Source organism: Neohoeflea coraliihabitans (assembly GCF_019334345.1).
GTDB lineage: Bacteria > Pseudomonadota > Alphaproteobacteria > Rhizobiales > Rhizobiaceae > Pseudohoeflea > Pseudohoeflea coraliihabitans.
This window is the reverse complement of the sequence record NZ_JAHWQX010000001.1, coordinates 954324-978555: the sequence shown is the minus strand read 5'-3', so window position 1 is coordinate 978555 and position 24232 is coordinate 954324. Positions and strand designations below refer to the sequence as shown.

At 62.2% G+C, this 24232-nt stretch carries 24 protein-coding genes and 1 tRNA gene; 13 read left to right on the top strand and 12 right to left on the bottom strand.

What is annotated here, in order from left to right; translation table 11 throughout:
* Positions 1 to 50 precede the first annotated feature (50 nt).
* Positions 51 to 845: an FAD binding domain-containing protein gene (locus KY465_RS04665; RefSeq protein WP_219200299.1), complete on the top strand. Its 795-nt coding sequence runs from the start codon at positions 51 to 53 to the stop codon at positions 843 to 845.
* Here the strand turns inward: KY465_RS04665 and KY465_RS04660 are convergent.
* Complete coding sequence (locus KY465_RS04660) at positions 830 to 1057, bottom strand: hypothetical protein (protein WP_219200298.1); 228 nt, start codon at positions 1055 to 1057, stop codon at positions 830 to 832. The genes KY465_RS04665 and KY465_RS04660 overlap by 16 nt on opposite strands.
* On the opposite strand from KY465_RS04660, the gene KY465_RS04655 reads away from it, so the two are divergent.
* Genes KY465_RS04655 through KY465_RS04635 form a run of 5 tightly spaced genes read left to right on the top strand, consistent with a single transcriptional unit; the run spans position 1056 to position 6575 of the window.
* Positions 1056 to 2648 carry an ABC transporter substrate-binding protein gene (locus tag KY465_RS04655; RefSeq protein ID WP_219200297.1) on the top strand — a complete coding sequence of 531 codons (1593 nt, stop codon included), beginning with the start codon at positions 1056 to 1058 and terminating at the stop codon, positions 2646 to 2648. The genes KY465_RS04660 and KY465_RS04655 overlap by 2 nt on opposite strands.
* A 48-nt stretch (positions 2649 to 2696) precedes the next feature.
* Complete coding sequence (locus KY465_RS04650) at positions 2697 to 3701, top strand: ABC transporter permease subunit (protein ID WP_219200296.1); 1005 nt, start codon at positions 2697 to 2699, stop codon at positions 3699 to 3701.
* A gap of 10 nt (positions 3702 to 3711) precedes the next feature.
* A complete protein-coding gene (locus KY465_RS04645) occupies positions 3712 to 4641 on the top strand; it encodes an ABC transporter permease subunit (RefSeq protein WP_219200294.1) in 930 nt (309 codons plus the stop codon).
* Between the two features lie 3 nt (positions 4642 to 4644).
* On the top strand, positions 4645 to 5634 hold the full coding sequence (locus KY465_RS04640; protein WP_219200292.1) for an ABC transporter ATP-binding protein: 990 nt from the start codon (positions 4645 to 4647) through the stop codon (positions 5632 to 5634).
* A complete protein-coding gene (locus tag KY465_RS04635; protein ID WP_219200291.1) occupies positions 5631 to 6575 on the top strand; it encodes a dipeptide ABC transporter ATP-binding protein in 945 nt (314 codons plus the stop codon). The genes KY465_RS04640 and KY465_RS04635 overlap by 4 nt, the downstream gene beginning before the upstream one ends.
* Here KY465_RS04635 and KY465_RS04630 read toward each other — a convergent pair.
* Both KY465_RS04630 and dxr read right to left on the bottom strand, forming a co-directional pair.
* Positions 6556 to 7056, bottom strand: a complete 501-nt coding sequence (locus KY465_RS04630; protein ID WP_219200290.1) for a response regulator — start codon at positions 7054 to 7056, stop codon at positions 6556 to 6558. The two genes, KY465_RS04635 and KY465_RS04630, sit on opposite strands and share 20 nt — an antisense overlap.
* Positions 7057 to 7206: 150 nt before the next feature.
* Positions 7207 to 8370, bottom strand: a complete 1164-nt coding sequence (gene dxr / locus KY465_RS04625) for a 1-deoxy-D-xylulose-5-phosphate reductoisomerase (RefSeq protein WP_219200289.1) — start codon at positions 8368 to 8370, stop codon at positions 7207 to 7209.
* Positions 8371 to 8532: 162 nt separating this feature from the next.
* Here dxr and KY465_RS04620 point away from each other — a divergent pair, with 162 nt between their 5' ends.
* Both KY465_RS04620 and KY465_RS04615 read left to right on the top strand, forming a co-directional pair.
* Positions 8533 to 9309, top strand: coding sequence for a hydroxypyruvate isomerase family protein (locus KY465_RS04620; protein ID WP_219200288.1), 777 nt, complete (start codon positions 8533 to 8535; stop codon positions 9307 to 9309).
* A gap of 176 nt (positions 9310 to 9485) precedes the next feature.
* Positions 9486 to 9722 (top strand): hypothetical protein, encoded by a 237-nt coding sequence (locus KY465_RS04615; RefSeq protein WP_219200287.1) that lies wholly within the window; start codon positions 9486 to 9488, stop codon positions 9720 to 9722.
* A gap of 23 nt (positions 9723 to 9745) precedes the next feature.
* On the opposite strand, the gene KY465_RS04610 is transcribed toward KY465_RS04615, so the two are convergent.
* The 5 genes from KY465_RS04610 to KY465_RS04590 all read right to left on the bottom strand — a co-directional run bounded on the left by KY465_RS04610 (position 9746) and on the right by KY465_RS04590 (position 14451).
* On the bottom strand, positions 9746 to 9997 hold the full coding sequence (locus KY465_RS04610) for an acyl carrier protein (RefSeq protein WP_219200286.1): 252 nt from the start codon (positions 9995 to 9997) through the stop codon (positions 9746 to 9748).
* Positions 9997 to 11484, bottom strand: coding sequence for a hypothetical protein (locus KY465_RS04605; RefSeq protein ID WP_219200284.1), 1488 nt, complete (start codon positions 11482 to 11484; stop codon positions 9997 to 9999). The genes KY465_RS04610 and KY465_RS04605 overlap by 1 nt, the downstream gene beginning before the upstream one ends.
* Complete coding sequence (locus KY465_RS04600) at positions 11481 to 13052, bottom strand: amino acid adenylation domain-containing protein (RefSeq protein WP_219200283.1); 1572 nt, start codon at positions 13050 to 13052, stop codon at positions 11481 to 11483. The genes KY465_RS04605 and KY465_RS04600 overlap by 4 nt, the downstream gene beginning before the upstream one ends.
* A 98-nt stretch (positions 13053 to 13150) precedes the next feature.
* A tRNA-Arg gene (locus KY465_RS04595) sits at positions 13151 to 13226 on the bottom strand.
* 55 nt (positions 13227 to 13281) lie between these two features.
* Positions 13282 to 14451, bottom strand: a complete 1170-nt coding sequence (locus KY465_RS04590; RefSeq protein ID WP_219200281.1) for a M20 aminoacylase family protein — start codon at positions 14449 to 14451, stop codon at positions 13282 to 13284.
* Positions 14452 to 14656: 205 nt separating this feature from the next.
* Between KY465_RS04590 and KY465_RS04585 the strand changes: the two genes are divergently transcribed.
* The gene (locus KY465_RS04585) at positions 14657 to 15766 is read left to right on the top strand and encodes a D-alanyl-D-alanine carboxypeptidase family protein (protein ID WP_346432589.1); all 1110 of its coding nucleotides are present in this window, start codon (positions 14657 to 14659) and stop codon (positions 15764 to 15766) included.
* A gap of 1 nt (position 15767) precedes the next feature.
* Positions 15768 to 16862 carry a CobW family GTP-binding protein gene (locus tag KY465_RS04580; protein ID WP_255561429.1) on the top strand — a complete coding sequence of 365 codons (1095 nt, stop codon included), beginning with the start codon at positions 15768 to 15770 and terminating at the stop codon, positions 16860 to 16862.
* A gap of 19 nt (positions 16863 to 16881) precedes the next feature.
* On the opposite strand, the gene KY465_RS04575 is transcribed toward KY465_RS04580, so the two are convergent.
* The 4 genes from KY465_RS04575 to KY465_RS04560 all read right to left on the bottom strand — a co-directional run bounded on the left by KY465_RS04575 (position 16882) and on the right by KY465_RS04560 (position 20650).
* Entirely contained in the window at positions 16882 to 17145 is a 264-nt protein-coding gene (locus tag KY465_RS04575; protein ID WP_219200279.1) for a sulfurtransferase TusA family protein, read from the bottom strand.
* A complete protein-coding gene (locus KY465_RS04570; protein ID WP_428982944.1) occupies positions 17145 to 18335 on the bottom strand; it encodes a L,D-transpeptidase family protein in 1191 nt (396 codons plus the stop codon). Before KY465_RS04570 ends, KY465_RS04575 begins: the two co-directional genes overlap by 1 nt.
* 311 nt (positions 18336 to 18646) lie before the next feature.
* Positions 18647 to 19603 (bottom strand): acetyl-CoA carboxylase carboxyltransferase subunit alpha, encoded by a 957-nt coding sequence (locus tag KY465_RS04565; protein WP_219200276.1) that lies wholly within the window; start codon positions 19601 to 19603, stop codon positions 18647 to 18649.
* 75 nt (positions 19604 to 19678) lie between these two features.
* A complete protein-coding gene (locus KY465_RS04560; RefSeq protein WP_219200274.1) occupies positions 19679 to 20650 on the bottom strand; it encodes a site-specific tyrosine recombinase XerD in 972 nt (323 codons plus the stop codon).
* 507 nt (positions 20651 to 21157) lie between these two features.
* On the opposite strand from KY465_RS04560, the gene KY465_RS04555 reads away from it, so the two are divergent.
* The 3 genes from KY465_RS04555 to KY465_RS04545 are packed head-to-tail and all read left to right on the top strand — an operon-like array spanning position 21158 to position 24227.
* The gene (locus KY465_RS04555; RefSeq protein ID WP_346432588.1) at positions 21158 to 21766 is read left to right on the top strand and encodes a shikimate kinase; all 609 of its coding nucleotides are present in this window, start codon (positions 21158 to 21160) and stop codon (positions 21764 to 21766) included.
* Positions 21763 to 22926, top strand: a complete 1164-nt coding sequence (gene aroB, locus KY465_RS04550; protein WP_219200270.1) for a 3-dehydroquinate synthase — start codon at positions 21763 to 21765, stop codon at positions 22924 to 22926. Before KY465_RS04555 ends, aroB begins: the two co-directional genes overlap by 4 nt.
* Positions 22923 to 24227: an HlyC/CorC family transporter gene (locus KY465_RS04545; RefSeq protein ID WP_219200269.1), complete on the top strand. Its 1305-nt coding sequence runs from the start codon at positions 22923 to 22925 to the stop codon at positions 24225 to 24227. The genes aroB and KY465_RS04545 overlap by 4 nt, the downstream gene beginning before the upstream one ends.
* The last annotated feature ends 5 nt before the right edge of the window (positions 24228 to 24232 follow it).

Sequence of the window (24232 nt, the reverse complement as noted above, 5' to 3'; positions counted from 1 at the left end):
CGCAACGAACCACCGGCGCGGCGCGGCCTTTCATGCAAGGGAGAGACAAGATGTATGCGACAACCTATCACCGCCCCAAATCGATCGAGGAAGCGGGCCAGCTTGCGTCGGAGGAAGCGATGTATCTGTCGGGCGGGCAAACCCTGCTGCCGACGATGAAGCAGCGCCTGGCGGCGCCGGAGTCCCTGATCGATCTGCGTCATATCGATGAATTGAAAGGCATTTCGGTTGAGGGCCGGAAGGTGCGGATCGGAGCGGCAACGACGCATTTCGAGGTGGCCAGTTCGGACGCACTTGCAAAGGTTTGCCCGGGTCTGTGTCATCTGGCTTCGCTGGTCGGTGATCCGGCCGTGCGGCACATGGGCACGATCGGCGGCTCGATTGCCAACAACGATCCGGCGGCCGATTATCCTGCGGGTCTGCTTGGACTTGGTGCAACGATCATCACCAATCAGCGGTCCCTTTCGGCAGACGCGTTCTTCACCGGCCTGTTCGAGACGGCGCTCGAAGAGGGCGAGCTGGTCACGGCGGTTGAATTCGAGGCGCCGGAGAAGGCGGGCTATGCGAAATTTCGCAATCCGGCGTCGCGCTATGCAATCACCGGCGTCTTTGTTGCGCGCCTTGGCGATGGGTCGGTTCGTGTGGCGGTCACCGGGTCGGGCGCCGACGGTGTGTTCCGGCACAGCGGTATGGAAGAGGCACTGGCGGGCAATTTTGCCGCCGAGGCGATTGACGGGACGACGGTGGATGCCGGCGCGCTGATGAGCGATCTGCACGCCTCTGCGGAGTATCGCGCCAATCTCGTCAAGGTGATGGCCAAACGTGCCGTTCAGGACGCCAGGTGAGTTCCTTGCGAGCGCATTGACCCGACCAAAGCGTCTTTCGGGACGCTTTTTTCTTTTTGGTCAAAAAAGTGATCTTCTGCCCTTGCGTCATCCGGGAATTGCCCTTGCAATGGGCAGATTATTGGCGTTTCATCGCCAGCACGCCGGTCTGCGATACGAATGCGGAACCGGACACACACCCTCAACAAACCAAAAAATGGGGAAATACTCATGAGAAATTTCCGCAGGCTTCTGGCCTCCACGATGCTGCTCTCGGTGATCGCTGCCGGCGCGCACGCGAAAACCCTGGTCTACTGCTCGGAAGGCTCGCCGGAAGGCTTCGACCCGGCACTCTACACATCGGGCACGACTTTCGATGCGGCCTCCAAGACGGTGTACAACCGGCTTGTCGAATTCAAGATCGGCACCACCGAGACGCAGCCCGGTCTCGCCGAGAGCTTTGAAGTTTCCGAGGATGGCAAGGAATATACGTTCAAGCTGCGCCCGGGCGTGAAGTTTCACAGCACCGATTTCTTCACACCGTCGCGCGATCTGAACGCTGATGACGTGATCTTCTCCTTCGAACGGCAATTGGATGCGGAGAACCCCTTCAACCAGTATGTGGAAGGCGCCTCCTGGGAATATTTCAACGGCATGTCGATGCCCGATCTGATCGAATCGATCGAAAAGGTCGACGACATGACGGTGAAGTTCAAGCTGACCCGCGCCGAAGCACCATTCGTTGCCAATCTGGCGATGGATTTCGCCTCGATCGTGTCGAAGGAATATGCAGACAAGCTGGCCGAGGCGGGCAATGAGTCCGACCTCAACCAGAAGCCGATTGGCACCGGTCCGTTTCAGTTCGTGGCCTATCAGCCCGACGCCGTGATCCGCTACAAGGCCAATCCGGACTACTGGAATGGCAAGGAAAAGATCGATGATCTGGTGTTTGCCATCACCACCGATGCTTCGGTGCGCCAGCAGAAGCTGATGGCAGGTGAGTGTCATGTCATCCCGTATCCGAACCCGGCGGACGTCGCTTCGCTGAAGGAAGATGAGTCCATCACCGTGATGGAACAGGAAGGCTTGAACGTCGGCTATCTGGCCTACAACACCAAGGTGGCGCCTTTCGATGATGCCAAGGTGCGCAAGGCGCTGAACATGGCAATCAACAAGGAAGCCATTCTCGACGCCGTTTTCCAGGGTGCTGCGCAGATCGCCAAGAATCCGATCCCGCCGACCATGTGGAGCTACAATGAGTCGGTCGAGGATGATGCGTATGATCCGGAAGCGGCCAAGAAAGCCCTCGAAGAGGCGGGCGTCTCCGACCTGTCCATGAAGGTCTGGGCGATGCCGGTGCAGCGCCCCTACAATCCGAATGCGCGGCGGATGGCTGAACTGATCCAGGAGGACTTCTCCAAGGTCGGTGTCGATGTCGAGATCGTGTCCTATGAATGGGGCGAGTATCTGGAAAAGTCGAAGGCGGAAGACCGCGACGGCGCGGTGCTGCTCGGCTGGACGGGTGACAATGGCGACCCGGACAACTTCCTCGCCGTGCTTTTGGGCTGTGATGCGGTCGGCGGTTCGAACCGGGCCCAGTGGTGCAATGACGAGTTCAATGCCCTGATCACCAAGGCCAAGGTCGGCACGCAGGAAGAGCGCGCCAAGCTGTATGAAGAGGCGCAGGTCGTCTTCAAGCGTGAGGCCCCGTGGGCCACGATCGCCCATTCGGTGGTCTACATGCCGATGAGCGACAAGGTCAGCGGCTACAAGATGGACCCGCTCGGTGGCCACTGGTTCACCGGCGTCGACATCTCCGAATAAGTCAGACAAGGGAACCGGGCGCTTGGTGCGACCGGTTCCCGCCTCACGATGCTCCGCTTCATCCTGCACAAGATCGGCCTATTGATCCCGACATTCATCGGAGTGTCGATCATTGCGTTCGCCTTTATCCGGCTGCTGCCCGGCGATCCGATCACGCTTCTGGCCGGCGAACGCGGCGTCTCGGCCGAGCGCTATGCCGAGCTGCAATCCGCATTCGGTTTCGACCAGCCGCTGGTGATCCAGTACATCCATTATCTCGGCGACATCCTGCAAGGGGATTTCGGCACGTCCTTCGTGACCAAGCGGCCGGTCCTCGACGAATTCCTAACGCTGTTTCCGGCGACACTGGAACTGTCGATCTGTGCCATCCTTCTGGCGACACTGATCGGCATCCCGGCCGGCGTCATGGCGGCGGTCAAGCGTGGCTCGTTCTTCGACCAGTCGATCATGGGGGTGGCTCTCATCGGCTACTCGATGCCGATCTTCTGGTGGGGATTGTTGCTGATCATCCTGTTCTCCGGCGTGTTGCAGTGGACGCCGGTCTCCGGCCGCATCTCCCTCTTGTTCTATTTCCCGCAGGTGACGGGTTTCATGCTGATCGACAGTCTTCTGTCCGGTCAGCCCGGGGCCTTCCGTTCCGCCGTCAGTCACCTGATCTTGCCGACAATCGTCCTGGCGACCATCCCGTTGGCGGTAATCGCCCGGCAGACGCGCTCGGCGATGCTCGAGGTGCTGAGCGAGGACTATGTCCGCACGGCGCGCTCGAAAGGTCTGGCGCCACGCCGGGTCATCGGCCTGCATGCGCTGCGCAATGCTTTGATACCCGTGGTGACGACGATCGGCCTGCAGGTTGGCGTGCTGCTGGCCGGGGCGATCCTGACGGAGACCATCTTCTCATGGCCGGGAATCGGCAAATGGATGGTCGATTCGGTTTTCAAGCGCGATTATGCGGTGGTGCAGGGCGGGTTGCTGCTGATTGCCGGGATGATCATGCTGGTCAATCTGGCGGTCGATCTGATCTACGGTCTGATCAATCCGCGGATCCGGCGATGAGGGGCGCGCGATGACGGACCGGGCACAACTCGACGAGCATCAACTGGAAGAAGAACTCGTGGTGGGCGGGCCGGAACGGCGCGGGCGTCTCGCCGAGTTCTGGTACTATTTCCGTCAGAACCGCGGCGCGGTGATCGGGCTCGTGGTATTCGCGCTGATCGTTGTGACCGCGGTGCTGGCGCCATTGATTGCTCCGCACAGTCCGAGCGTGCAGAATCGCGGTGCCTTTCTTCTGCCGCCCTTCTGGCAGGAGGGGGGCAATACGACCTTTCTCCTCGGCACCGATGCGGTTGGCCGGGACATGCTGTCACGCCTGATCTACGGCGCCCGTTTTTCGCTGTTTATCGGTCTGTTCGTTGTGGTCCTGGCGATGAGCGTCGGCATCATTGTCGGGCTGATCGCCGGCTATTTCCGTGGCTGGGTGGATACGGTGGTGATGCGGGTCATGGACATCATCCTGGCGTTCCCGTCCCTGCTTCTCGCTCTGGTGCTGGTGGCGATCCTCGGTCCGGGGCTGCTGAATGCGATGGTGGCCATCGCCCTCGTCCTGCAGCCGCATTTCGTGCGTCTGACACGGGCTTCGGTGATGATGGAGCGCAACAGCGACTATGTCATTGCCTCGCGGGTCGCCGGAGCCGGGCGGTTGCGGCTGATGTTCGTCACCATACTGCCGAATTGCATGGCGCCGCTGATTGTTCAGGCTACCTTGTCGTTCTCCTCGGCGATCCTCGATGCGGCGGCACTCGGCTTTCTCGGAATGGGCGCTCAGCCGCCGACCCCGGAGTGGGGGACGATGCTGGCCGAGGCGCGCGAATTCATTCTGCGCGCCTGGTGGGTGGTGACATTTCCGGGCCTGGCAATCCTGGTGACGGTGCTGGCGATCAATCTGATGGGTGACGGCATGCGCGACGCGCTCGATCCGAAACTGAAGAAGAGCTGAGAGATGGCGCTGCTCGATATCCGCAACCTTTCCGTCACCTTCGACACGGCCTCCGGTCCGTTCCGCGCCGTCGACGGGGTCGATGCATCCGTCGATGGGCGCGAGATCCTGTCGATCGTCGGGGAATCCGGTTCGGGCAAATCGGTGTCGATGCTGGCGCTGATGGGGCTGTTGCCGGATACGGCAACGGTCACCGCCGATCGCATGCAATTTGATGGCCGCGATCTCCTTGAGCTCTCGGCGCGTCAGAAGCGCTCAGTGATCGGCCGCGACATCGCGATGATTTTCCAGGAGCCGATGTCCAGCCTCAACCCCTGCTTCACCGTGGGGTTCCAGATCGGCGAAATGCTGCGCAAACATACCGATCTCGACCGGGCGGCGCGCCGGAGACGCTCGATCGAACTGATGGAGCAGGTCGGTATCCCGTCCCCGGAAAAGCGTCTGAGCGCCTATCCGCATCAGCTGTCCGGCGGTATGAGCCAGCGGGTGATGATCGCCATGGCGACGTCGTGCCGTCCGAAACTGCTGATTGCCGATGAGCCGACGACGGCGCTCGATGTGACGATCCAGGCGCAGATCCTCGATGTGTTGCGTGATCTGTGTGCGGACACGGACATGGCGCTGGTGCTGATCACGCATGACATGGGCGTGGTGGCGCAGATGGCCGACCGGGTGCAGGTGCAGTATGCCGGTCAGAAGGTCGAGGAGCAGCCGGTGGCGGCGTTGTTCGACGATCCGCATCATCCCTACACGGCGGCGCTGCTTTCGGCCTTGCCGGAACGGGCCAGTGGCAAGGGTCACCTGCCGTCGATCAAGGGCGTGGTGCCCGGGCAGTTTGACCGCCCGCCCGGTTGCCTGTTCGAACCGCGCTGCGCGTTTGCCGTCGAGGCCTGCCGCCGGGGTGCGGTGCGCCAGGGACCCGAATTGGGATTGGCGCTGTGCAACAGGCCGCTGGTGGATGGCGTGCCGCTCGATGAGAGGGCCGAGGCATGAGCGCTCTTCTCGAGGCCACCGATCTGTGTCGCCATTATGAAGTGCGCAAAGGTGTGTTCGGGCGTCCGGACATCGTCAAGGCGTTGAACGGGGTGAGCTTTTCCCTCGAGCCGGGACGAACGCTGGCGGTGGTTGGCGAGTCCGGCTGTGGCAAGTCGACCCTGGCGCGGCTTGTGACGATGATCGAGGAGCCGACGGACGGGCAATTGCTGATCGACGGCCGGGCCGCCGATCCTGCAGACCGGGCCCTGCGCCAGACCGTGCAGATCGTGTTCCAGAACCCCTATGGCTCGCTCAATCCGCGACAGAAGATCGGCGCCATCCTTGAAGAGCCGCTGAAGGTCAATTCGAGCACTTCGGCGCGTCAGCGCCGGGAAAAAGCCAAGGCGATGATGGAGCGCGTCGGCCTGCGCCCCGAACATTACGATCGCTTCCCGCACATGTTTTCCGGCGGACAGCGCCAGCGTATCGCGATCGCCAGGGCATTGATGCTCAATCCCAAGATACTGGTTCTGGACGAGCCGGTCTCGGCGCTTGACCTGTCGATTCAGGCCCAGGTGCTGAACCTCTTGATCGATCTGCAGCAGGAGTTCGGGCTCGCCTATCTTTTCATCAGCCACGATCTGTCGGTGGTCAAGCACATCGCCGACGAGGTGATGGTGATGTATCTGGGGCTGGCGGTGGAAAAAGGTGATGCGGCAACGGTGTTTGCCGACCCGCGCCACCCCTATACGCAGGCCCTGCTGTCAGCGACACCCGTGGCCGATCCCTCGCGCAAGCAGCAACGGGTCCGGCTTGAGGGGGAATTGCCGTCGCCGCTGGCCATACCTTCAGGCTGCGCGTTTCATCCGCGCTGCCCGATCGCCGTTCCCAATTGCGCGGTCGATGTGCCGCATCTGCGAGATGTGGCAGGTCGGCTGGTCAGTTGCCATCTGGCGTAGGCTCGGAACCATGCGGCGGCCGGGACAGGGCGTCCAGATTCGCGGCGTTCTCGGCACCCGACGTCGACAATGACTTGGCAGTTTCGTCATTTTCAGTGGGACACAATCTGTCGAGCATCTCGATCAGCGCTGTCTCATCGACGGGCTTGGACAAACGCGGAATGTCGGGAAAGGCATCAAGTTCCGGCGTGCCGCCCGCACTGTAGCCGGTCAAAAAGACAAAGCAGCGGTTTTCCTCGGTCAATCGTGTGGCGATTGGCATGCTGGTCTCATGGCCGGCCAGATTGACGTCGAGGATGCAGATCGCCGGATCAAGGCTGTCGATGAACTGATAGGCCTGTTCGACGGAGCGGGCCGGCCCGTCGGCACGAAAACCGTGATCATTCAGTGTTTCAACGAGATCAAAGCCCACAAGCGGTTCATCTTCGATCACCAGAACCGAGCACTGGTTTCGGACGGGCTTCAGATTGATCGTCTGCATTTATGTGTCTCCCGGCCCCCTCGGGCGCATGTCGCGCCGGTTCTGTCCGCAACCATGCCGATTGCTCTAGACTATCAGAACGGCGGTGGATATTCGACCTGAAGGCGCGGACCCTCATATTTTCGCCTGCATGCAGCGGAAATGGGGTTTTTACAGGGCAGCAATCAAGCGCTCGGCCTGATCACGGGCGGCGCGGTCGGCCTCGAAGACGGCTTCGATCGCCGGAGGTTCGGCGAAGTCGGTCAAATGATCCATGACCTGGTCGACGATGTCCACCATGTCGAGAAATCCGATGCGACCGGCTATGAAGGCGTCCAGGGCCGCTTCCTTGGCGCCATTCAGAACGGCGCCCTGGGCATGACCGTGCCGCATGGCGCGCCGCGCCAGATCGATGGCCGGAAACCTCTCGGCATCAATGGCATGAAAATCCAGACGGGCGAGCTTTGCGAAATCGAGACGCTCGACCGGCAGGGCGAGCCGGCGCGGATATCCCAGGGCGTAGCCGATAGCCGTACGCATATCCGGAGCGCCGAGCTGGGCCAGAACCGACCCGTCGCTGTAGCCGACCATGGAATGAATGATGGATTGCGGGTGGACAATGACCTCGATGGCATCCGGCGGCATGTCGAAGAGGTAGTGCGCTTCGATCATCTCCAGGGCCTTGTTGAACATCGAAGCGCTGTCGATCGAGATCTTCAGACCCATCGACCAGTTGGGATGCGCTGCTGCATCTTTCGGTGTGACGCCGGCCATGTCAGAGCGCGAGAGCGTGCGAAAGGGGCCGCCCGAGGCCGTCAGGATGATGCGCTCGACCGCGTGCCGCTGATCGGTCTCCAGGACCTGAAAAATCGCATTGTGCTCGGAATCGACCGGCAGCAGGCGGCCGCCGCCGCTGGCAATGGCCACCAGAAAGAGGTTGCCGGCACAGACGAGACATTCCTTGTTGGCGAGCGCGATATCCGCGCCGGTGGACGCAGCGGCGAGCGTCGGTGCCAATCCGGCAATGCCGACGATACCGGCCATGACGATGTCGGCGGGCTGCGAAGCTGCCTCGATCAGCGCCTCCGGACCGGCGCCCACCTCGATACCGCTTCCTGCAAGGGCTGCCTTGAGCTCGCCGTAGCGCCGGGGGTTGGAGGTCACCGCCAGGCGGGCATTGTGGCGCTTCGCCTGCATGGCCAGAAGGTCGATGTTGTCGTGGCCGGTCAGGGCAACGATGTCGCAGCTCTCGGATCCGCCCATGTGGGCAACCACATCGAGAGTCGAGCGGCCGATCGACCCTGTTGATCCGAGAACGGAGAGGCGGCGGGTCATCGGCAATGCTTTCTCTGCTGGCACCTGCAATCGCTTTTGGCAGCTGGTGACAAGGCAATTGCAATTTTGCGGCGGCTGGGCAAAGACACGTTCCGATGGCAGGTTGGCGGTTGCACTTAATCCCTCTCCGGGCCCGGCAGGTCAACAGCAGGGGATGGACCTATGAAATTTTCGGCGAATTTGGGGTTCCTTTTTACCGAGCTGGAATTGCCGGAGGCCGTGGGTCGCGCGGCCGCATGCGGCTTTCCTGCCGTGGAAGCGCACTGGCCCTACGCCACTCCGGCGGCGCAGCTGAAAAAAGCGCTCGAAGCGGCGCAGATTCCGATGCTCTCTCTGAACACGCCGCGTGGCAGCGTGGCGCAAGGCGAATTCGGCCTATTTGCGGTGCCGGGGCGCGAGGCGGAGGCGCTGGCCGGATTCGATCAGGCGCTCGACTATGCGGTGGCGATCGGCTGCGGCATGATCCACGCCATGGCTGGCCGGGCGGAACGGGATGGAGCTGCGGGGCAAAAGGCGGCCGATTGCTTCATCGCCAATCTGAGCGAAGCCTGCCGGCGGGCCGCAGCTTACGGCGTGACGGTGTTGATCGAGCCGATCAATGATGGCGATGCGCCGGGCTACTTTCTTCGGCGGCCGGAGCAGGCTGCTGCCCTGATGGAGCGTATTGCGGCGGACAATCTCGGCCTGCTGTTTGACTGCTATCACGTGCAGATCGAAGGCGGCAATGTGCTGGCGCGCTACCGTCGTCACCACGCGCTGATCCGTCACGTGCAGTTTGCCGCGGTTCCGGGCCGCGGCGCGCCGGATCAGGGGGAAATCGCCTATGGCTGGTTGCTGCGGCAGTTGCGCGATGCGGGCCACGCCGGCTTTTTCGGCGCCGAGTACAGGCCGGCCGGCGCAACGGAGGACAGCCTTGCCTGGCTGCGGGACTGGCGCTGATTTTTAACGCGGGCTGGCGTGCTTCCGTGTCCTCATACCCCGAAAATTTGCAGGTAATATTGGAGCGTTCCCTAAAATTGACAGGGGAATTGCGGATAGGCGAAGAGTCCTGCCGGGGACGGTGATTCCGCCAACGCTGCGACGCAAGTTCGGAGTGTCGGCGCATGGGGTTGCCGATGAGACGATACAAACGCCGGGTGGCTCTGAGCGCTGCCGAAAAAGCCGAATTTCTTGACCAGGCCGAAGCGGCACATGTGGCGCTGATGGCATTGCTGCGCAAACTGACGCCACAGGGCGATGCCTATCAAGGCCTGCTGGCCCTGGATCTGGCGCTCGAACAGGCGGTTGTGGAACTGACGAACGAAGGGGCGCCATGGAATCGCGTCGGTCCCGGTTACATGGCAGGAATGTGAGGCTGCCGTGTCCCTCGCAGTCCCTATGATTGATGGGTCGAGACCAGTTGAACGATTTCCTGCAGCGTGTCGATCTGCGAGACGTTGAAGTCCGGATCGCTCAGATCGACGCCATAGTCGTTTTCCAGCGCCAGCAGCAGATTGACAGCGGCGATCGAATCCAGCCGGCCGCTGTCGAACAGGGACTCGTCGTCGGCGAAATCGGCCTCCTGATCGCGTGCCGCGAGCATCTCCGCGATGGTGCCGCGCACGGTTTCAATATTCACTGACGTCATCACGATACTCCAAACAAGCTGGCGAAAAAGGAAATGCGATCTTCAATGTCGACAAGACCACTGTGGTTGTCGAACACCTGAAGAAGGGCAAAGAAGAGGATGACCTGGACCCGCGGCACCACGTCGTGGCGCAACCAGCCATCCCTGGTTGTCGTCCGTTTCTGGAAAAGCTGCGACCAGATCAGACCAGCGGTCAGGGCCGCGGCGTAGATGACATAGGAATAGTAGTTGTCGACTGTGTCGATGAAGCCGTTGATCGCAAAGGCTGGCGCATCGCTGATCAGGTCGAACAGCACATTGCCGACGAATGCGGCCATGAAGGTGGCGAAGGCGAGCCGCAGCCGGGGGTATTTCTTGAAGCACCGCTGGAAGGTCGGATAGAAGAAGAAATCGGCCAACAGTTCCTTGAAATAAAACAGGTAGCGCGACCAGAACTCCGACATTGTGCGCGAGGAGAGCGGTCGTGCCATGCCGCGAGGTATGCCGAAACCGGCCATGCGGATCACGGCCACAAACACATGGATGGCTACGGCGAAGGCGACGAGTTCCGCCGCGAAGGTGACGCCGAGGATCAGCCAGCGAGCGGCGAGAGTTTCCTGCGCGCCTGCCGCAATGGCCGGGATCGCCGTTTCAAGATGCGGGATATTTAAAGTACCGAACAGCATGTGCTCAAAGAGAAGCTCGCCGATGCCGAAGAGAATTGCGGCCCAGACCAGCAGTTTGACCGCTTTCAATCGAGCTGCTGCCAGTTCGACGCTGTTCTTGGCTTCGAACTTCCGGAAGAAGGCGGGCCCCTTCAAGGGAACCGAACCGGCAGCCCATACGGGGCGAAGGAAGCCCAGCTGCTGATAGGCCGGCAGGGCGCTCTTGGCGCGGGCATCCAGCAGGATGTAACCGAGGAAAAAGAACGATCCGGTCAGGTAGCCCACGGAAATCCAGGAGGCGGCAAAAAGCGGGTGCGCCTGCGGAAGAGCGATCGTCGCGGCCGACAGGCCCGTTGCCAAGGCAAGCATGAACCATACCGGATGCCTGGCAATGAGCCCGATCCGGCGAGACTTCTGATTGGTGATCATCGCAAAGGCGAAGACGATGAAGATCAGCCCGAAACCGACGAAACCCGCATCGGCAGGCACTTTTGTGCCAAACGATCCCCACACGGCGTCATAGAACGCGTAGTGGTGTTCCTGCTTGAGAGGACGCAATAGGAAATAGACGGCTCCCACTCCGGTCAGCAGCAGCATTCGCCGGGCCGGAAATACAGCGCACAGGACAAGGGCGAACGCGATGAGTACGAAGTGCTTGTCGCGCACCACGGGAAGGCTCAGCAGCAAGCCGATGAACGCGGCATGCAGGATCCCCTGACCCCACAGGCTCTGTGCCCAGCGCAGCACCTTCTCGTTCTTGTCCATGTCAAGCCATCTTTGCCGCCAGTACAGGGGGTTGAGGCTTGAGGGACCGGTGGGTTGCAGTGCGTCCAGAGAGGTCATGATGCGCGCTCCAGCTCAACTTCGCCGGCTTCCAACCGGCGGAACAGGGCATTGCGGTCGATTTTGCCATTGGCATTGAGAGGCATGGTTTCGATGGCCTCGAAACGGTCCGGAATCATGTGCGGGGGCAGAACCAATGCGAGGCGTTCCCGGATCTGCTTTCCGTCGTGCGGCGCAGCGGCGTAAAAGCCTACCAGGCCCTCGGCTGATCCATGGCTTAGCGGCCAGGCCACGACGACGGCCATCTCGGTTGCCGTGGCAGCACGCAGATGGGTGTCGATTTCCTCGAGTTCGATGCGATGCCCATGCAGCTTGATCTGGTTGTCGAGCCGGCCAAGGTGATGGAAGACACCATCGGGATCGCGGTAGCCGCGATCGCCGGTGAGGTACCAGCGCGTGCCCTCACGTGTGGGAAAGCGCGCAGCCGTGAGCTCGGGCTGTTGAAAATATCCATCCGCCAGTTGCGCCCCGGCCAGAGCGATTTCCCCAGCGGTGCCATCCTCGACGGGACGACCTTCAGGATCGACAATTTCGGCCTGCATGGCGGGATAGGGCTGGCCGATCGCAACGATCGCGCGCGAGGCCGTCTCCCGCCCGCCGGCGCTCCAGGTCTGCCGCAGACAGGCGATCGTCGCCTCCGTCGGGCCATAGATATTGTCGATCACGCTGTTCGGCGCTGCCTCGGCCCAGGCCCGGGCCGCCGATGCGGGCAGCGGTTCTCCGCAAAACAGCGAGATCCTCAGTGTCCGCATGCTGCTTGGCGACAAGCCGCCGGTTTTACGGGTCATGGCGACCACTGAGGGGACCGACAGCCATGTGGTGATGCGATGGGAATTGACGAAGCGCGCTGGCGCGATCATGTCCAAGGGCCGCATGATATGCAGCTCCGCCCCGGCCTTCCATGTCGTCAACATGTTATGGACCGACAGATCGAAGGTGATGTCGCAGGTTTCTGCGGCGCGATCTTCCGGCCCGAAGTCGTACCAGGTGTGCATCGCCTCGAGATAAGCGGCGACGGCGCCGGCGGAGACCATGACGCCTTTCGGCGTGCCCGTCGTGCCGGAGGTGAATTCGATATAGGCCGTGTGCGAGGGCCCGACCTTTACCGGCGTGGGCATTGCCGGGCCCGGCGTTGCACTCAGACTGCCCTTCAAGGCCTTGAAGTCGCCGCGCGTCTCTCCGGGGGCAAGGATCAGTCGGGGTGCGGCAGCGATGAGAGTATCAGACAGCAGCCTTTCGCCGGCCTTGTCGACAATGAGCGCGTCGAGCTGCAGCATCTCGAAGAGCGCGATCAGCCGCTCTTCGGGAAGTTTCAACCCGATCGGGACATAGGTTCCGCCGGCCCAGGCGGTGGTAAGAATACCGGCGCAGGCTTCGGTGCTGCGCGTTGCAAGAATTCCGACGCGGCCGTGGGTGAGGACCGGGGCCAGAATACCTGCCAGGCGCTGAACCAGGCTCGCGAGTTCGCCGTAGGTGAACCGATCTGCGCCAACCACGAGCGCGGAGTTGTCAGGAAACAGTCCGGCATTTCTGCCGAAAGCTGTGGAAATATTAAAGTTCGTTGCCATATTCAAATCCCCATGCCGGGAATTTGACTAGCATCACAGAGCCATCTTCTCCATTTTATCCTTTTGTTTACCTTAATATTTCGAATTATACATAAATTTGGTGATCCCGGCAGGATTCGAACCTGCGACACCAGGATTAGGAATCCTGTGCTCTATCCCCTGAGCTACGGGACCACGCGGCCAACTCCTTACAGAAGCCGGAGGTCCTCTTCAACTCGCTGATGCGGGTTTAACGCGCGGCGAGAGCTTGCGCGGCGAGCTTGACCCAGTAGCTGATGCCCCAGGGAATAACGTCATCATTGAAGTCGTAGGCCGGGTGATGCAGTCCGGCTGTGTCGCCATTGCCGATGAAGATGAAGGCGCCCGGCCTGGCTTCGAGCATGTAGGAAAAGTCCTCGCCCCCCATCATCGGGCGGACTGCGCGGTCAAGGTGCTCTTCGCCGGCAATTGCCGCCGCGCTGTCACCGGCGATTTCGGTCTCGGCGGCATGGTTGATGCTGACCGGATAATTTCGCTGGTAGTGGATCTCTGCCGTCGTGCCATGGGCAGCAGCGATGCCGCTGGCGATGTCGCGCAGTCCCTGTTCGCCGAGATCGCGCATGGCCGGGGTCAGGCTGCGCACCGTGCCGGACAGTTCGACCGTTTCCGGAATGACGTTGTGGGCAAAACCGCCGTTTATCTGGGTGACCGAGACGACAAGGGAGTCGAGCGGATCCGCTTGACGGGCGGCGAGGGTCTGCAGGGAGGTGACGATGGCTGCCGCGGCGACGATCGGATCCCTGATCAGATGCGGCATGGCGGCATGTCCGCCGCGGCCGGTAACGACGATGCGAAATTCGTCGGTGGAGGCGGTGATGGCGCCGGGGCGGATGGCGAAATGACCAACGGGAAGGCCGGGCAGATTGTGCATGCCGAAGACCCGCTCGATGCCAAAGCGCTGCATCAACCCGTCTCTGACCATCGCATCGCCGCCGCCGCCGCCCTCTTCAGCAGGTTGGAAGATCACGGCGACCGAGCCGTTGAAATCGCGCTGGCGCGCCAGCTGGCTGGCGGCACCGAGCAGCATTGCGGTGTGACCATCATGTCCGCAGGCATGCATGCGGCCGGGAATTTTCGACGTCCAGGCGGCACCGCTGGATTCGGTAATCGGCAGCGCATCCATGTCGGCGCGCAGACCAACGGTAGGCCCGTTGGAGCCAGCGCGTCCATGAATCAGGCCGACAACGCCGGTGCGACCGATGCCGGTCACCACTTCGTCACAGCCGAATTCCCTGAGCCGGGTGGCGACGAATTCGGCCGTCTGATGCACATCATACAGGATCTCGGGATGCTGATGCAGGTGACGGCGCCATTGCGTGACCGTGTGCGTCAGGTCTTCGACCTCGGGCGTTAGCGACATGAACTCTCCTTCACAGGCTGATGCTGTTCTCGTCATGCAGCGGCGGGTAAAGCTGCGTGTTGCGCCAAATTTTTTGGCACTCTGGGGATGGACGGTGGCCATCGACCATTTTCCTGCCATATAAACCAGTCAGCGCGTCGGGACGAGGAAAAAGCGCGCTGCGGCTGCTTCCGGCCGCTTGTCGCAATCAGTTCAAGGATAGGCCGTGCTACTGTCGATCTCATTGTCTCACACCCGCCTTGCAGCATTGATCGGACTTGTGCTGTCTGTGGCGCTGTCCGCCCCGGCTGGCGCTGCCGGTCCGTCCATGGCCGTGGAGGTGGCTACCGGCCGGGTGATCGAGCACAATAACGCATTCCAACGCTGGTATCCGGCATCGCTGACCAAACTGATGACAGCCTATGTCGCATTTCGGGCCGTGCGGGCCGGGCGCATTTCGCTCGACACCGACATTGTCATGACCCCGCGCGCCGCCGATGAACCGGCCAGCAAAATGTATTTCAAACCGGGAACGCGCTTTCCACTCGACTCGGCGTTGAAGTATCTGATGGTGAAGTCAGCCAATGACGTTGCCGTGGCGATCGCGCAGGCGGTCGGCGGCTCGCTTGACGGTTTCGTCGCGACGATGAACGCCGAGGCATGGCGCATAGGCATGACGTCCAGCCGCTTCGTCAACCCGAACGGGCTGCCCGGTGAAGGCCAGTACACGACGGCGCGCGACATGGCGCTGCTTGCCGTGACGCTGCGGCGCGAGTTCCCGGAATATGCCTCCTATTTCGACCTCGAGGGATTCGAAGTGGGCGGGCGCACCTATGAAAACTACAATATTCTGATCGGCCGCTTTGAGGGCGCGAATGGCATGAAGACCGGTTACATCTGCGCTTCCGGATTCAATCAGGTCTCCTCGGCCAGCCGCGACGGCCGAACGGTCGTGGCGGTGGTTTTCGGTGCCGACAGCCAGGTCTCGCGGGCAGAAGAATCAGCCCGGCTTCTGGACAAGGCGTTGCGCACGCCGGCCGACGAGAGTGAAACGCTTCTGACTTTGGAGCCGTACGGCGCCGAGCGGGCCACGACACGCGATGTTTCCGAGGAGATCTGTTCGCCGGAAGCGCAGGAAGCGCGCCGCGGTGAACGCGATGAGGATGGGGAACTGGTATTCAACTCGCCGCTGATCAAAGGGCGCGGCGGCCCGCCGGAATTCGTTCCGGCTCCCTTGGGCGAACCGATCGGTGACGGGCCGGCGACGGCGCTCGAGGCGGCCGCAGTGCTTGGCACGCGGGGTATCCCGCTGCCGGTCTACAAGCCGTCGATCTGAGATGAATGGCGATCCCGCGCCTCACGCACGCCGACCGGAAAAGATGCCGGTGCATGTCCTGTCGGGGTTTCTCGGTGCTGGCAAGACCACGCTGATCAACCGTTTTCTCGGCGCGCCGTTCCTGTCCGATGCGGCGCTGATCATCAATGAATTCGGCGCCATCGGGGTTGATCATCTGCTGGTTGAACAATCGAGCGATGGCATCATCGAGCTGTCGGATGGCTGTTTGTGCTGCACGGTGCGCGGCGCCCTGGTTGATACGCTGGCCGATCTGATGGACCGGCGACAGACCGGGCGGGTGCGGCCGTTTTCGCGTGTACTCGTCGAGACGACCGGGCTGGCGGACCCCGGGCCCGTGCTGCAGGCGATCATCGGGCATCCTGTGCTGGCGGGGTGCTACGAATTTGCCGGCCTCGTGACGGTGGTCGATGCGGTGCACGGCAACGATACGCTGGCAAAGCATGAGGAAGCGCGCCGTCAGGTGCGCCTGGCCGATCGCTTGCTGATCAGCAAGTCCGGCATGGTCGGCGAAATGCAACGCAGCGCGCTTGCACCGCTGTTGACGCAGCTCAATCCACGTGTCGCGGTTCTGGACGGGGATGACCCGGATCTTACGGCGGAGGCGGTGTTTTCAATTAACGCGAACGCTGGCAATGAAGCCGCCGCAGTGCCTGCTGCCGCCCATGCACACAGTCACGGGCACGATGCTGACGGCATCCAAACGGAAAGCCTGGTGATTGATGAGGCGATCGCACCTGAGGCGCTGATGCTGTTTCTCGACCGCTTGCAGAGCGCTCACGGGCCGAATCTTTTGCGCATGAAGGGGATTGTCAAGCTCAGCGACCGGCCGGAGCGGCCGCTGGTGGTGCACGCCGTGCAATCGATCATCGCTGCACCGGTGCGGCTCGCGGGGTGGCCCGAAGGAGCCGATCGAAAGACCCGGCTGGTGGTCATCGGCAAAGATCTGCCGGCGGGACTGGTCAGCGAACTTTTCAGCGCCCTTGCGAACAGACCGGGGATCGACCGCCCCGACAGCCAGGCACTGATCGATAACCCGCTGGCCATTCCCGGCGGCTACACGCCGGGCCGCGGATAGGGCCCTGCGCCGGACGGGCTCAGATCTGCGGTGCTGTGGTCGCCTCGGCAGCGGTCGACTTCTCAATCAGGAAAGCATGGCCCTCGGCGCGCGGTTGGCTTTCCAGCAGCCGATGCCCTTCCTGCTGGCAGAAGTGCGGCAGATCGATGACCGCCAGGGGGTCGGTGGTCTCGACCAGTATGATTGTCCCTGCGGTGCAGCTGCGCAAATGCCGGCGAGTGCGCATGACCGGAAGCGGGCATTTCAGGCCTTTTAGATCAAGCACGACTTCGGCCTGCGCCATCAGTTGCCGCCCCAGATCTTCCAGAACGGCCGGTCGGCTGCAGTGTCCGGTTGCGCGGCTGGCGGCGCTGTTTCGGCCACGGCGGCGACAGCGGCATCAGCGCTTAGAGAGGGGGCAGCAGGATTCACTGCGGTTGCCGCGCTGGAGGATGCTGCGGCTGCGACACTGGACGGCGCGGGCGCGGCTGCCGGACTGTCCGAAGGTCCGAGTGTCGAAAACAGATTGCCGATCGGCAATGGCGTGCCATTCGCAGCTGTCTCCGAGCGGATCTCCTGGCGCGCCTCCATGCGTGCGTCGCGCTCGTCGCGTCGCGCTTCCTCGGCGGCCTCGCGGGCTTCGTCGCGGCTTTCGCGCGTGACGGCCTTGGAAAAAGCGTCATTCCATTTGTGCTGGTAGGCCTGATAGGCGATCGCCAGGCTGTCGGGTGTGCGCATCGCCGGGCAGGCGGCGGTGGCAACAAAGCTGGCGTCGGCGTCCTCGGGCTGCTGGTTGAAGACATAGCGTTTCTCGCAGACTTCGACCTGCGGCGGGCGTTTGGTCAGCTCGAACTGGTCATAGCCGATCTTCAGCATCTTCCAGAACTCGAAATGCTCGCTGTTGCGGTGCCGCGCCATGTTTTCGGGCGTCATGCGGAACGGATAGGCAGCGACGGTGAAATACTCCTGCCCGCCCTTGAAGGCGTCGCGGGCGAGGCCATAGATCTCGAGCACCTGCTCGTCGGTCATCGAATAGCAGCCCGCCGATGAGCACGCGCCGTGCACCATCAGATTGGTGCCGGTGCGGCCATGGGCGCGGTCATAGCCGTTCGGGAAGCCGAGGTTGAAAGAGAGGTAATAGCTCGAGCGCGGGTTCATCTGGGCCGGATAGATGCGATAATAGCCCTCCGGCGCCTGGCGGTCGCCTTCCTTGAACTTCGGACCGAGCTTGCCGGACCATTTGCAGATCTCGTATTCCGTCAGCTTGTCGAAGCGGCCATTGCCCTTTTGCTTCCAGATCTCGAGAACGCCTTCCTCCTTGAAGATGCGCATCATGATCGGCGAGCGCGAGCTCATGTCATGCGCTTTCATCTTGTTGACCAGCTTGGAGGGCAGCGGATGCTCGGCCTTGTTGGCCACAGAATCGAGCGCGTCCTGGCAGCCGGTGAGGGCGAGCAGCAGGAGGCCGAGAAGACCGAGCAGCGGCAGATGCAAAAAGCTCTTTCGAATCATGTCTTCCCTAAAGTCATTTGGGCTTGGCGCCGCTCAGGTCTTACATCGCCACTTGCCGTGCGGTTAAAACACTGGATAATCACGAGGTTTGCAGGGCGTGCCGACCGTCGTGATTGTTCGCCATCCATTGCTTGCGGCTTGCCCGACAAGCATCGCATTTTCGCTGCTTATCGTTGACGGTTGGTTACCGCAAGGACAGGCCCGCCACCAAGGCATAACAAGAGCGTGATTGTGGCGCCAGTGCGGCGGCTGCTCGCCGCCAGTATCGGGCCGGCGGTTGGTGACGCCGGACCTCAGCCGATCTTGCGGCCGATGGCGAGAAACTTTTCGCGGCGTTCGGTGCGCAGCTGCTCGGGCGACAGGCCGCCGAGACTCTCGAGCGCAGCGGTCAACGTATCGCCGGCATGCGCCATGACCGTCTGCGGGTCGCGGTGCGCACCACCCAGAGGTTCGCCGATGATGCCGTCGATCACGCCCAACTGGATGAGGTCCTGGGCGGTGATGCGCATCGAGGATGCGGCGTCACGCGCGCGGGCGGAATCGCGCCAGAGGATCGAAGCGGCCCCTTCCGGAGAAATGACACTGTAGATCGAGTGCTCAAGCATATAGACGCGGTTGCCGGTGGCGATGGCGATGGCACCACCCGAGCCGCCTTCGCCGATGATGACCGACACCAGCGGTACGGTAAGCTTGAGACAGGTCTCGGTCGAACGGGCAATGGCTTCGGCCTGACCACGCTCTTCGGCGCCCACACCCGGATAGGCTCCGGCCGTGTCCACGAGGGTGATGACCGGCAGACCGAAGCGATCCGCCATTTCCATGATGCGGATGGCCTTGCGATAACCTTCCGGGCGTGCCGAGCCGAAATTATGCTTGATGCGCGACTTGGTATCCTGGCCCTTTTCCTGACCGATGATCGCCACGGGCTGGCCGCGAAAGCGCGCTAAGCCGGCCTGGATCGCCGCGTCTTCCGAGAATTTGCGATCGCCGGCAAGCGGCGTGAATTCGGTGAACAACGCGCGGGCGTAGTCCTTGAAATGCGGCCGTCCCGGATGGCGGGCCACCTGGGTCTTCTGCCAGGGGGTAAGGCGCGTGTAGATTTCGGCGGTCGCCTCGCGGCTGCGGGTTTCCAGACGCGTGATCTCTTCACTGGTGTCAACGCTGTCATCTTCCCTCGCCAGGGCCCGCAATTCACGGATCTTGGCGTCGAGATCGGAGATCGGCTTTTCAAAATCGAGATAATTCTGCATTTGCCCTCGGTCTGGCCCCCCCTTGGGTACGCGACACGTCTTCCGGTCAGCAAATAAGGCGCTCGGATGCCGGTCTCAACCGTTGTCGGCCGCTACATCGCGGTTTATGCCGCTTTTTGCAAGGGGGTGATGATCGTTGACCAGTTGCCTGAGACGCTCGTCAAGAACATGCGTGTAGATCTGGGTGGTGGAAATGTCGGCATGGCCAAGCAGTTCCTGGACGGCACGCAAATCAGCGCCATTGGCAAGCAGGTGGCTGGCAAAGGCGTGCCGCAGCACATGCGGTGAAACCAGCCGCGCGGGAATCTGCGCCCGTCCGGCAAGCGCCTTGAGATCGCGCGCAAAAACCTGGCGGGCCAGATGCCCGAGATCGGAAGCCGCGGGAAAAAGCCATTGCGGATCATCGGTGTTGGCAGGCCAGGCGGCATTGCGCGTTGCGATCCAGTCAGCCATCGCCTGACGCGCCGGCAGCGAGAGGGGGACAAGCCGCTCCTTGTTGCCCTTGCCGCGGATCATCAGGAAGCGACCATCGCCGCTCCACACACGTTCAGGCAGGCTGACCAGTTCGCTCACCCGCATGCCGGTGGCATAAAGCAGCTCGAGCAGTGCGCGGAAGCGGATCCGCTGATAGCGTTCCTGGTCGGAACCGGCGGCAGCAATGTCGGCTTCGGCCTGTGCAATCAGGCGGCTGACCTCTTCGACGCTGAGGATTTTCGGCAGTGCTTGCCCCTTTCGTGGCGTATCGATCGTCCCGGTCGGATCGTCGGCTCGCAGTCCCTCGGCATGCAGGAACCGGAAAAACTGGCGCAGTGCGGAAAGTTTGCGGGCTTGCGAGCTGGCCGCATAGCCGCGCCCGGCCAGATCGGCAATAAAGGCCTTGAGATCATCGCTGCCGGCGGCTGGTAGTGCCGAATTGCGCGACGACATGAACGCGATCGCTTCTTCCAGATCGGCGCCGTAGGCGGCCAGCGTATTGGCAGCGGCGCCCCGCTCGGCGCTGAGCATTTCGAGAAATGCCTCGACCTGCGCTCGGCCTGAATTGCGCATGGGGACGGCCTATCTCGGGTTTATCCGTTCCGCCGGAATCCGAACCGTAACTTCACGTTCTGTCGGCTGGACCGTAAAAATGAGCGCGAACATCGCGCCATAGACGAGGCCAGCGAGAACGGCACAGAAAACGAGAAACCGGAAAAGAGTGGGCATCATGCTACCTTACTACAGTATTTTCCTTATGCGCCAGCGGCGGCGGTGTTTCAAGACGGCGCGAAGCTGAAGCCGGAAAGTCCGCTACAACCCGGGGCCTGTGTCATCGCGCGCGGGGCGGGGGCGCGCGGGGCGGGGGGCGCGGGGCGGGGGCTTGTCTTGACGTGCGGGCCGCATTCCTCGATAGGATGCGCAACGCCGGCCTCGACAGGATGCGCAACGCCGGCCTCGACAGGATGCGCAACGCCGGGGATGGGGCGCAGGGGCGCCTTGGCGATGCACACAGAGATGTCGAGATGGCGTGCACGGCCAGGACCGCCAGGATGGGGCGATCGGAGTACGGAGAGATCAGTGACGCATGCGACAGCTGCGAACCCGGGCCGCCCGGCGGAAAGGGACATCAGCCGTGCACTCGCGGCCCTGGGGCCACGCAAGCTGGTGTTCGTCGGTCTGATGGGAGCGGGCAAATCGGCAATTGGCCGATTGGTGGCGCAGTGGTTGCAGGTGCCGTTTTTCGATAGCGATCATGAAATCGAACGGGCGTCGCGGATGAGCATCAGCGATCTTTTCGCTGCTTATGGCGAGGCGGAGTTCCGGGCGCTCGAGGCGCGGGTCATCCGCCGGTTGATGAAAAACGGTGCCGGCGTGGTCTCGACCGGCGGTGGCGCTTACATGAACGAGAAGAATCGCCGGGTGATTGGCGATAAGGGGCTGGCGGTCTGGCTTGATGCAGAACTGGACGTCCTGTGGGAGCGGGTGTCACGGCGTGACAACCGACCTTTGCTGAAGACCGAAGATCCAAAGGGTACATTGCAGACGCTGATGGAAGCGCGCTACCCGGTTTATGCGACAGCGCCGTTGCGCGTCCTATCACGCGATGCACCACGAGAGACGATTGCCGGCGAGGTCATTTCGGCGCTGGCCGCTGTGGCGGCGCAAGATACCGGGAATGTGTCATGACAGAATCGCAGTCCGGCGGGCTTTCTCAACCCGCAGTGACCCTCTCAACCGCGCAGAAAACAGTGCAGGTGGCGCTGGGCGCGCGCAGCTACGACATTCTGATCGGCACGGGATTGATCGATGGCGCCGGCAAGGCCATTGCAGCGCTTGGCGACGGCATGCGGGTGGCGGTGATTACTGACGAGACGGTTGCGCGGCTGCACCTTGACCCGCTCATGGCCGGTCTTGCCGATGCCGGTATCGCCGCCGTTTCACTGGTGCTGCCGGCCGGTGAGAAAACCAAGAGTTTTGAAGCCTTGATGCAGGTCGTCGACCACGTTCTGGCAGCGCGGCTGGAACGCGGCGATGCGGTGGTGGCACTGGGGGGCGGTGTGATCGGCGACCTCTCGGGCTTTGCCGCCGGTATCGTGCGGCGCGGCATGCGCTTCATTCAGGTGCCGACGAGTTTGCTGGCGCAGGTGGATTCTTCCGTCGGGGGCAAAACCGGCATCAATACGTCGCACGGCAAGAACCTGGTTGGCGTGTTTCACCAGCCCGATCTCGTTATCGCCGATACGAAAGTGCTCGACACGCTGTCGGACCGCGAGTTTCGCGCAGGCTATGCGGAGGTTGCGAAATACGGTCTGATCGATCGTCCGGACTTTTTCGCCTGGCTGGAAGCCAACTGGCGCGGCATCTTTTCCGGTGGACCGGAGCGGGCCGAGGCGATTGCCGTCAGTTGCCGGGCGAAGGCCGAGGTGGTGGCAGCCGATGAACGCGAAGCCGGCCGGCGGGCGCTGCTCAATCTCGGACACACTTTCGGCCATGCGCTGGAGGCGGCCACTCAGTATGACGGACAGCGTCTCGTGCATGGCGAGGGTGTGGCGATCGGCATGGTGTTGGCGCATGAATTCTCGTCTCACATGAATTTGGCAAGCCGTGATGACGCGGCGCGGGTTCAGCGCCATCTGGCAGAGGTCGGCCTGCCGACGCGGCTCGGTGATATTGCCGGCGCGCTGCCCCCGACCGATGTGCTTCTCGATCACATCGCCCAGGACAAGAAGGTTCGGCGCGGTGCGCTGACCTTCATACTGACGCACGGAATCGGACAAGCCTTCATCGCCGATGATGTCCCCGGCGCGGAAGTGCACAGATTTCTTGAAGAAAGGCGTTCGCCATGACCCTGATTGAAATTGGTGAGCTGATCGCCGCGCATTGGCTGACGATCGTCGCCATTGTGGTGCTGATCGGTGTTTCCGGCTTCTTTTCCGGTTCCGAGACGGCACTGACCGCCGCATCGCGGGCGCGGATGCACACTTTGGAAAGTTCCGGTGAGGCCGGCGCCTCGATCGTCAACCGGCTGATCGAGCGGCGTGAGCGGCTGATCGGGGCGCTGCTGATCGGCAACAATCTCGTCAACATCCTGTCGTCGGCGCTGGCGACCAGCCTTTTCCTGTCGATCTTCGGCGATTCGGGGGTGGCCGTGGCCACGGCCGTGATGACGGTCCTTCTGGTGGTCTTTGCCGAGGTGCTGCCAAAGAGCTGGGCCATCGCGGTGCCGGATCGGTTCGCAATGATCGTCGCGCCGGTGGTCAATGTGGTGGTCATTGTCGTCGGGCCCTTGTCCAGCCTGGTGAACTGGCTGGTTCGCCGCATCCTCGGCGTGTTCAATGTGGAGCTGTCGCATGACCCTTCGCTGATGCCGGCCCATGAAGAAATTCGCGGCGCCGTCGATCTGCTGCACAAGGAGGGATCGGTGATCAAGGATGACCGCGACCGCCTTGGGGGTGTGCTCGATCTCGGCGAGCTGGAGGTCTCCGATGTGATGGTGCACCGCACTTCGTTGAAGATGCTGAACGCCGATGACAGTTCCGAGACGATCGTGCGCGCCGTGCTCGACAGCCCCTATACGCGGATGCCGATCTGGCGCGGTTCGACCGACAACATCATCGGTATCATCCATGCCAAGGATGTGCTGCGCGCCCTGGCCGAGGCCGGCAATGTGGCAAACCGGATCGATGTGGCGAAGATCGCCCACAAACCGTGGTTTGTCCCCGATACGACGAGCGTGCCGGACCAGCTGAATGCGTTTCTGCGTCGCAAGGCGCATATCGCGATGGTTGTTGACGAATATGGCGAACTGCAGGGGCTGGTGACGCTCGAGGATATTCTCGAGGAGATCGTCGGCGACATCACCGACGAGCACGATATCGATGTGCAGGGCCTGCGTCAGGAAGCCGATGGGTCCGTCGTGGTCGACGGCACCCTGCCGATCCGCGATCTCAACCGGGCGCTTGACTGGTCATTGCCCGACGAGGAGGCGACGACTGTGGCTGGCCTCGTCATCCATGAAAGCCAGGTGATCCCGGCGGAAAAGCAGTCCTTCACCTTCCACGGCAAGCGGTTCACGGTGATGAAGCGCGAGAAGAACCGCATCACGCGATTGCGCATCCGGCCGACGGTCGAGATCATCGGCGATTGAGTCAA

What these genes read in the sequence shown, in the direction of transcription:
- KY465_RS04640 (WP_219200292.1), top strand. Translation starts at nt 4,645, where the DNA reads ATGGCGCTGCTCGATATCCGCAACCTTTCCGTCACCTTCGACACGGCC.
- KY465_RS04645 (WP_219200294.1), top strand. Translation starts at nt 3,712, where the DNA reads ATGACGGACCGGGCACAACTCGACGAGCATCAACTGGAAGAAGAACTC.
- KY465_RS04565 (WP_219200276.1), bottom strand. Translation starts at nt 19,603, where the DNA reads ATGCAGAATTATCTCGATTTTGAAAAGCCGATCTCCGATCTCGACGCC.
- KY465_RS04665 (WP_219200299.1), top strand. Translation starts at nt 51, where the DNA reads ATGTATGCGACAACCTATCACCGCCCCAAATCGATCGAGGAAGCGGGC.
- aroB (WP_219200270.1), top strand. Translation starts at nt 21,763, where the DNA reads ATGACAGAATCGCAGTCCGGCGGGCTTTCTCAACCCGCAGTGACCCTC.
- KY465_RS04650 (WP_219200296.1), top strand. Translation starts at nt 2,697, where the DNA reads ATGCTCCGCTTCATCCTGCACAAGATCGGCCTATTGATCCCGACATTC.
- KY465_RS04630 (WP_219200290.1), bottom strand. Translation starts at nt 7,056, where the DNA reads ATGCAGACGATCAATCTGAAGCCCGTCCGAAACCAGTGCTCGGTTCTG.
- KY465_RS04655 (WP_219200297.1), top strand. Translation starts at nt 1,056, where the DNA reads ATGAGAAATTTCCGCAGGCTTCTGGCCTCCACGATGCTGCTCTCGGTG.
- KY465_RS04575 (WP_219200279.1), bottom strand. Translation starts at nt 17,145, where the DNA reads ATGGCGCAGGCCGAAGTCGTGCTTGATCTAAAAGGCCTGAAATGCCCG.
- KY465_RS04605 (WP_219200284.1), bottom strand. Translation starts at nt 11,484, where the DNA reads ATGACCTCTCTGGACGCACTGCAACCCACCGGTCCCTCAAGCCTCAAC.
- KY465_RS04580 (WP_255561429.1), top strand. Translation starts at nt 15,768, where the DNA reads ATGAATGGCGATCCCGCGCCTCACGCACGCCGACCGGAAAAGATGCCG.
- KY465_RS04600 (WP_219200283.1), bottom strand. Translation starts at nt 13,052, where the DNA reads ATGGCAACGAACTTTAATATTTCCACAGCTTTCGGCAGAAATGCCGGA.
- KY465_RS04560 (WP_219200274.1), bottom strand. Translation starts at nt 20,650, where the DNA reads ATGCGCAATTCAGGCCGAGCGCAGGTCGAGGCATTTCTCGAAATGCTC.
- KY465_RS04635 (WP_219200291.1), top strand. Translation starts at nt 5,631, where the DNA reads ATGAGCGCTCTTCTCGAGGCCACCGATCTGTGTCGCCATTATGAAGTG.
- KY465_RS04660 (WP_219200298.1), bottom strand. Translation starts at nt 1,057, where the DNA reads ATGAGTATTTCCCCATTTTTTGGTTTGTTGAGGGTGTGTGTCCGGTTC.
- KY465_RS04545 (WP_219200269.1), top strand. Translation starts at nt 22,923, where the DNA reads ATGACCCTGATTGAAATTGGTGAGCTGATCGCCGCGCATTGGCTGACG.
- KY465_RS04590 (WP_219200281.1), bottom strand. Translation starts at nt 14,451, where the DNA reads ATGTCGCTAACGCCCGAGGTCGAAGACCTGACGCACACGGTCACGCAA.
- KY465_RS04610 (WP_219200286.1), bottom strand. Translation starts at nt 9,997, where the DNA reads ATGACGTCAGTGAATATTGAAACCGTGCGCGGCACCATCGCGGAGATG.
- dxr (WP_219200289.1), bottom strand. Translation starts at nt 8,370, where the DNA reads ATGACCCGCCGCCTCTCCGTTCTCGGATCAACAGGGTCGATCGGCCGC.
- KY465_RS04615 (WP_219200287.1), top strand. Translation starts at nt 9,486, where the DNA reads ATGAGACGATACAAACGCCGGGTGGCTCTGAGCGCTGCCGAAAAAGCC.
- KY465_RS04620 (WP_219200288.1), top strand. Translation starts at nt 8,533, where the DNA reads ATGAAATTTTCGGCGAATTTGGGGTTCCTTTTTACCGAGCTGGAATTG.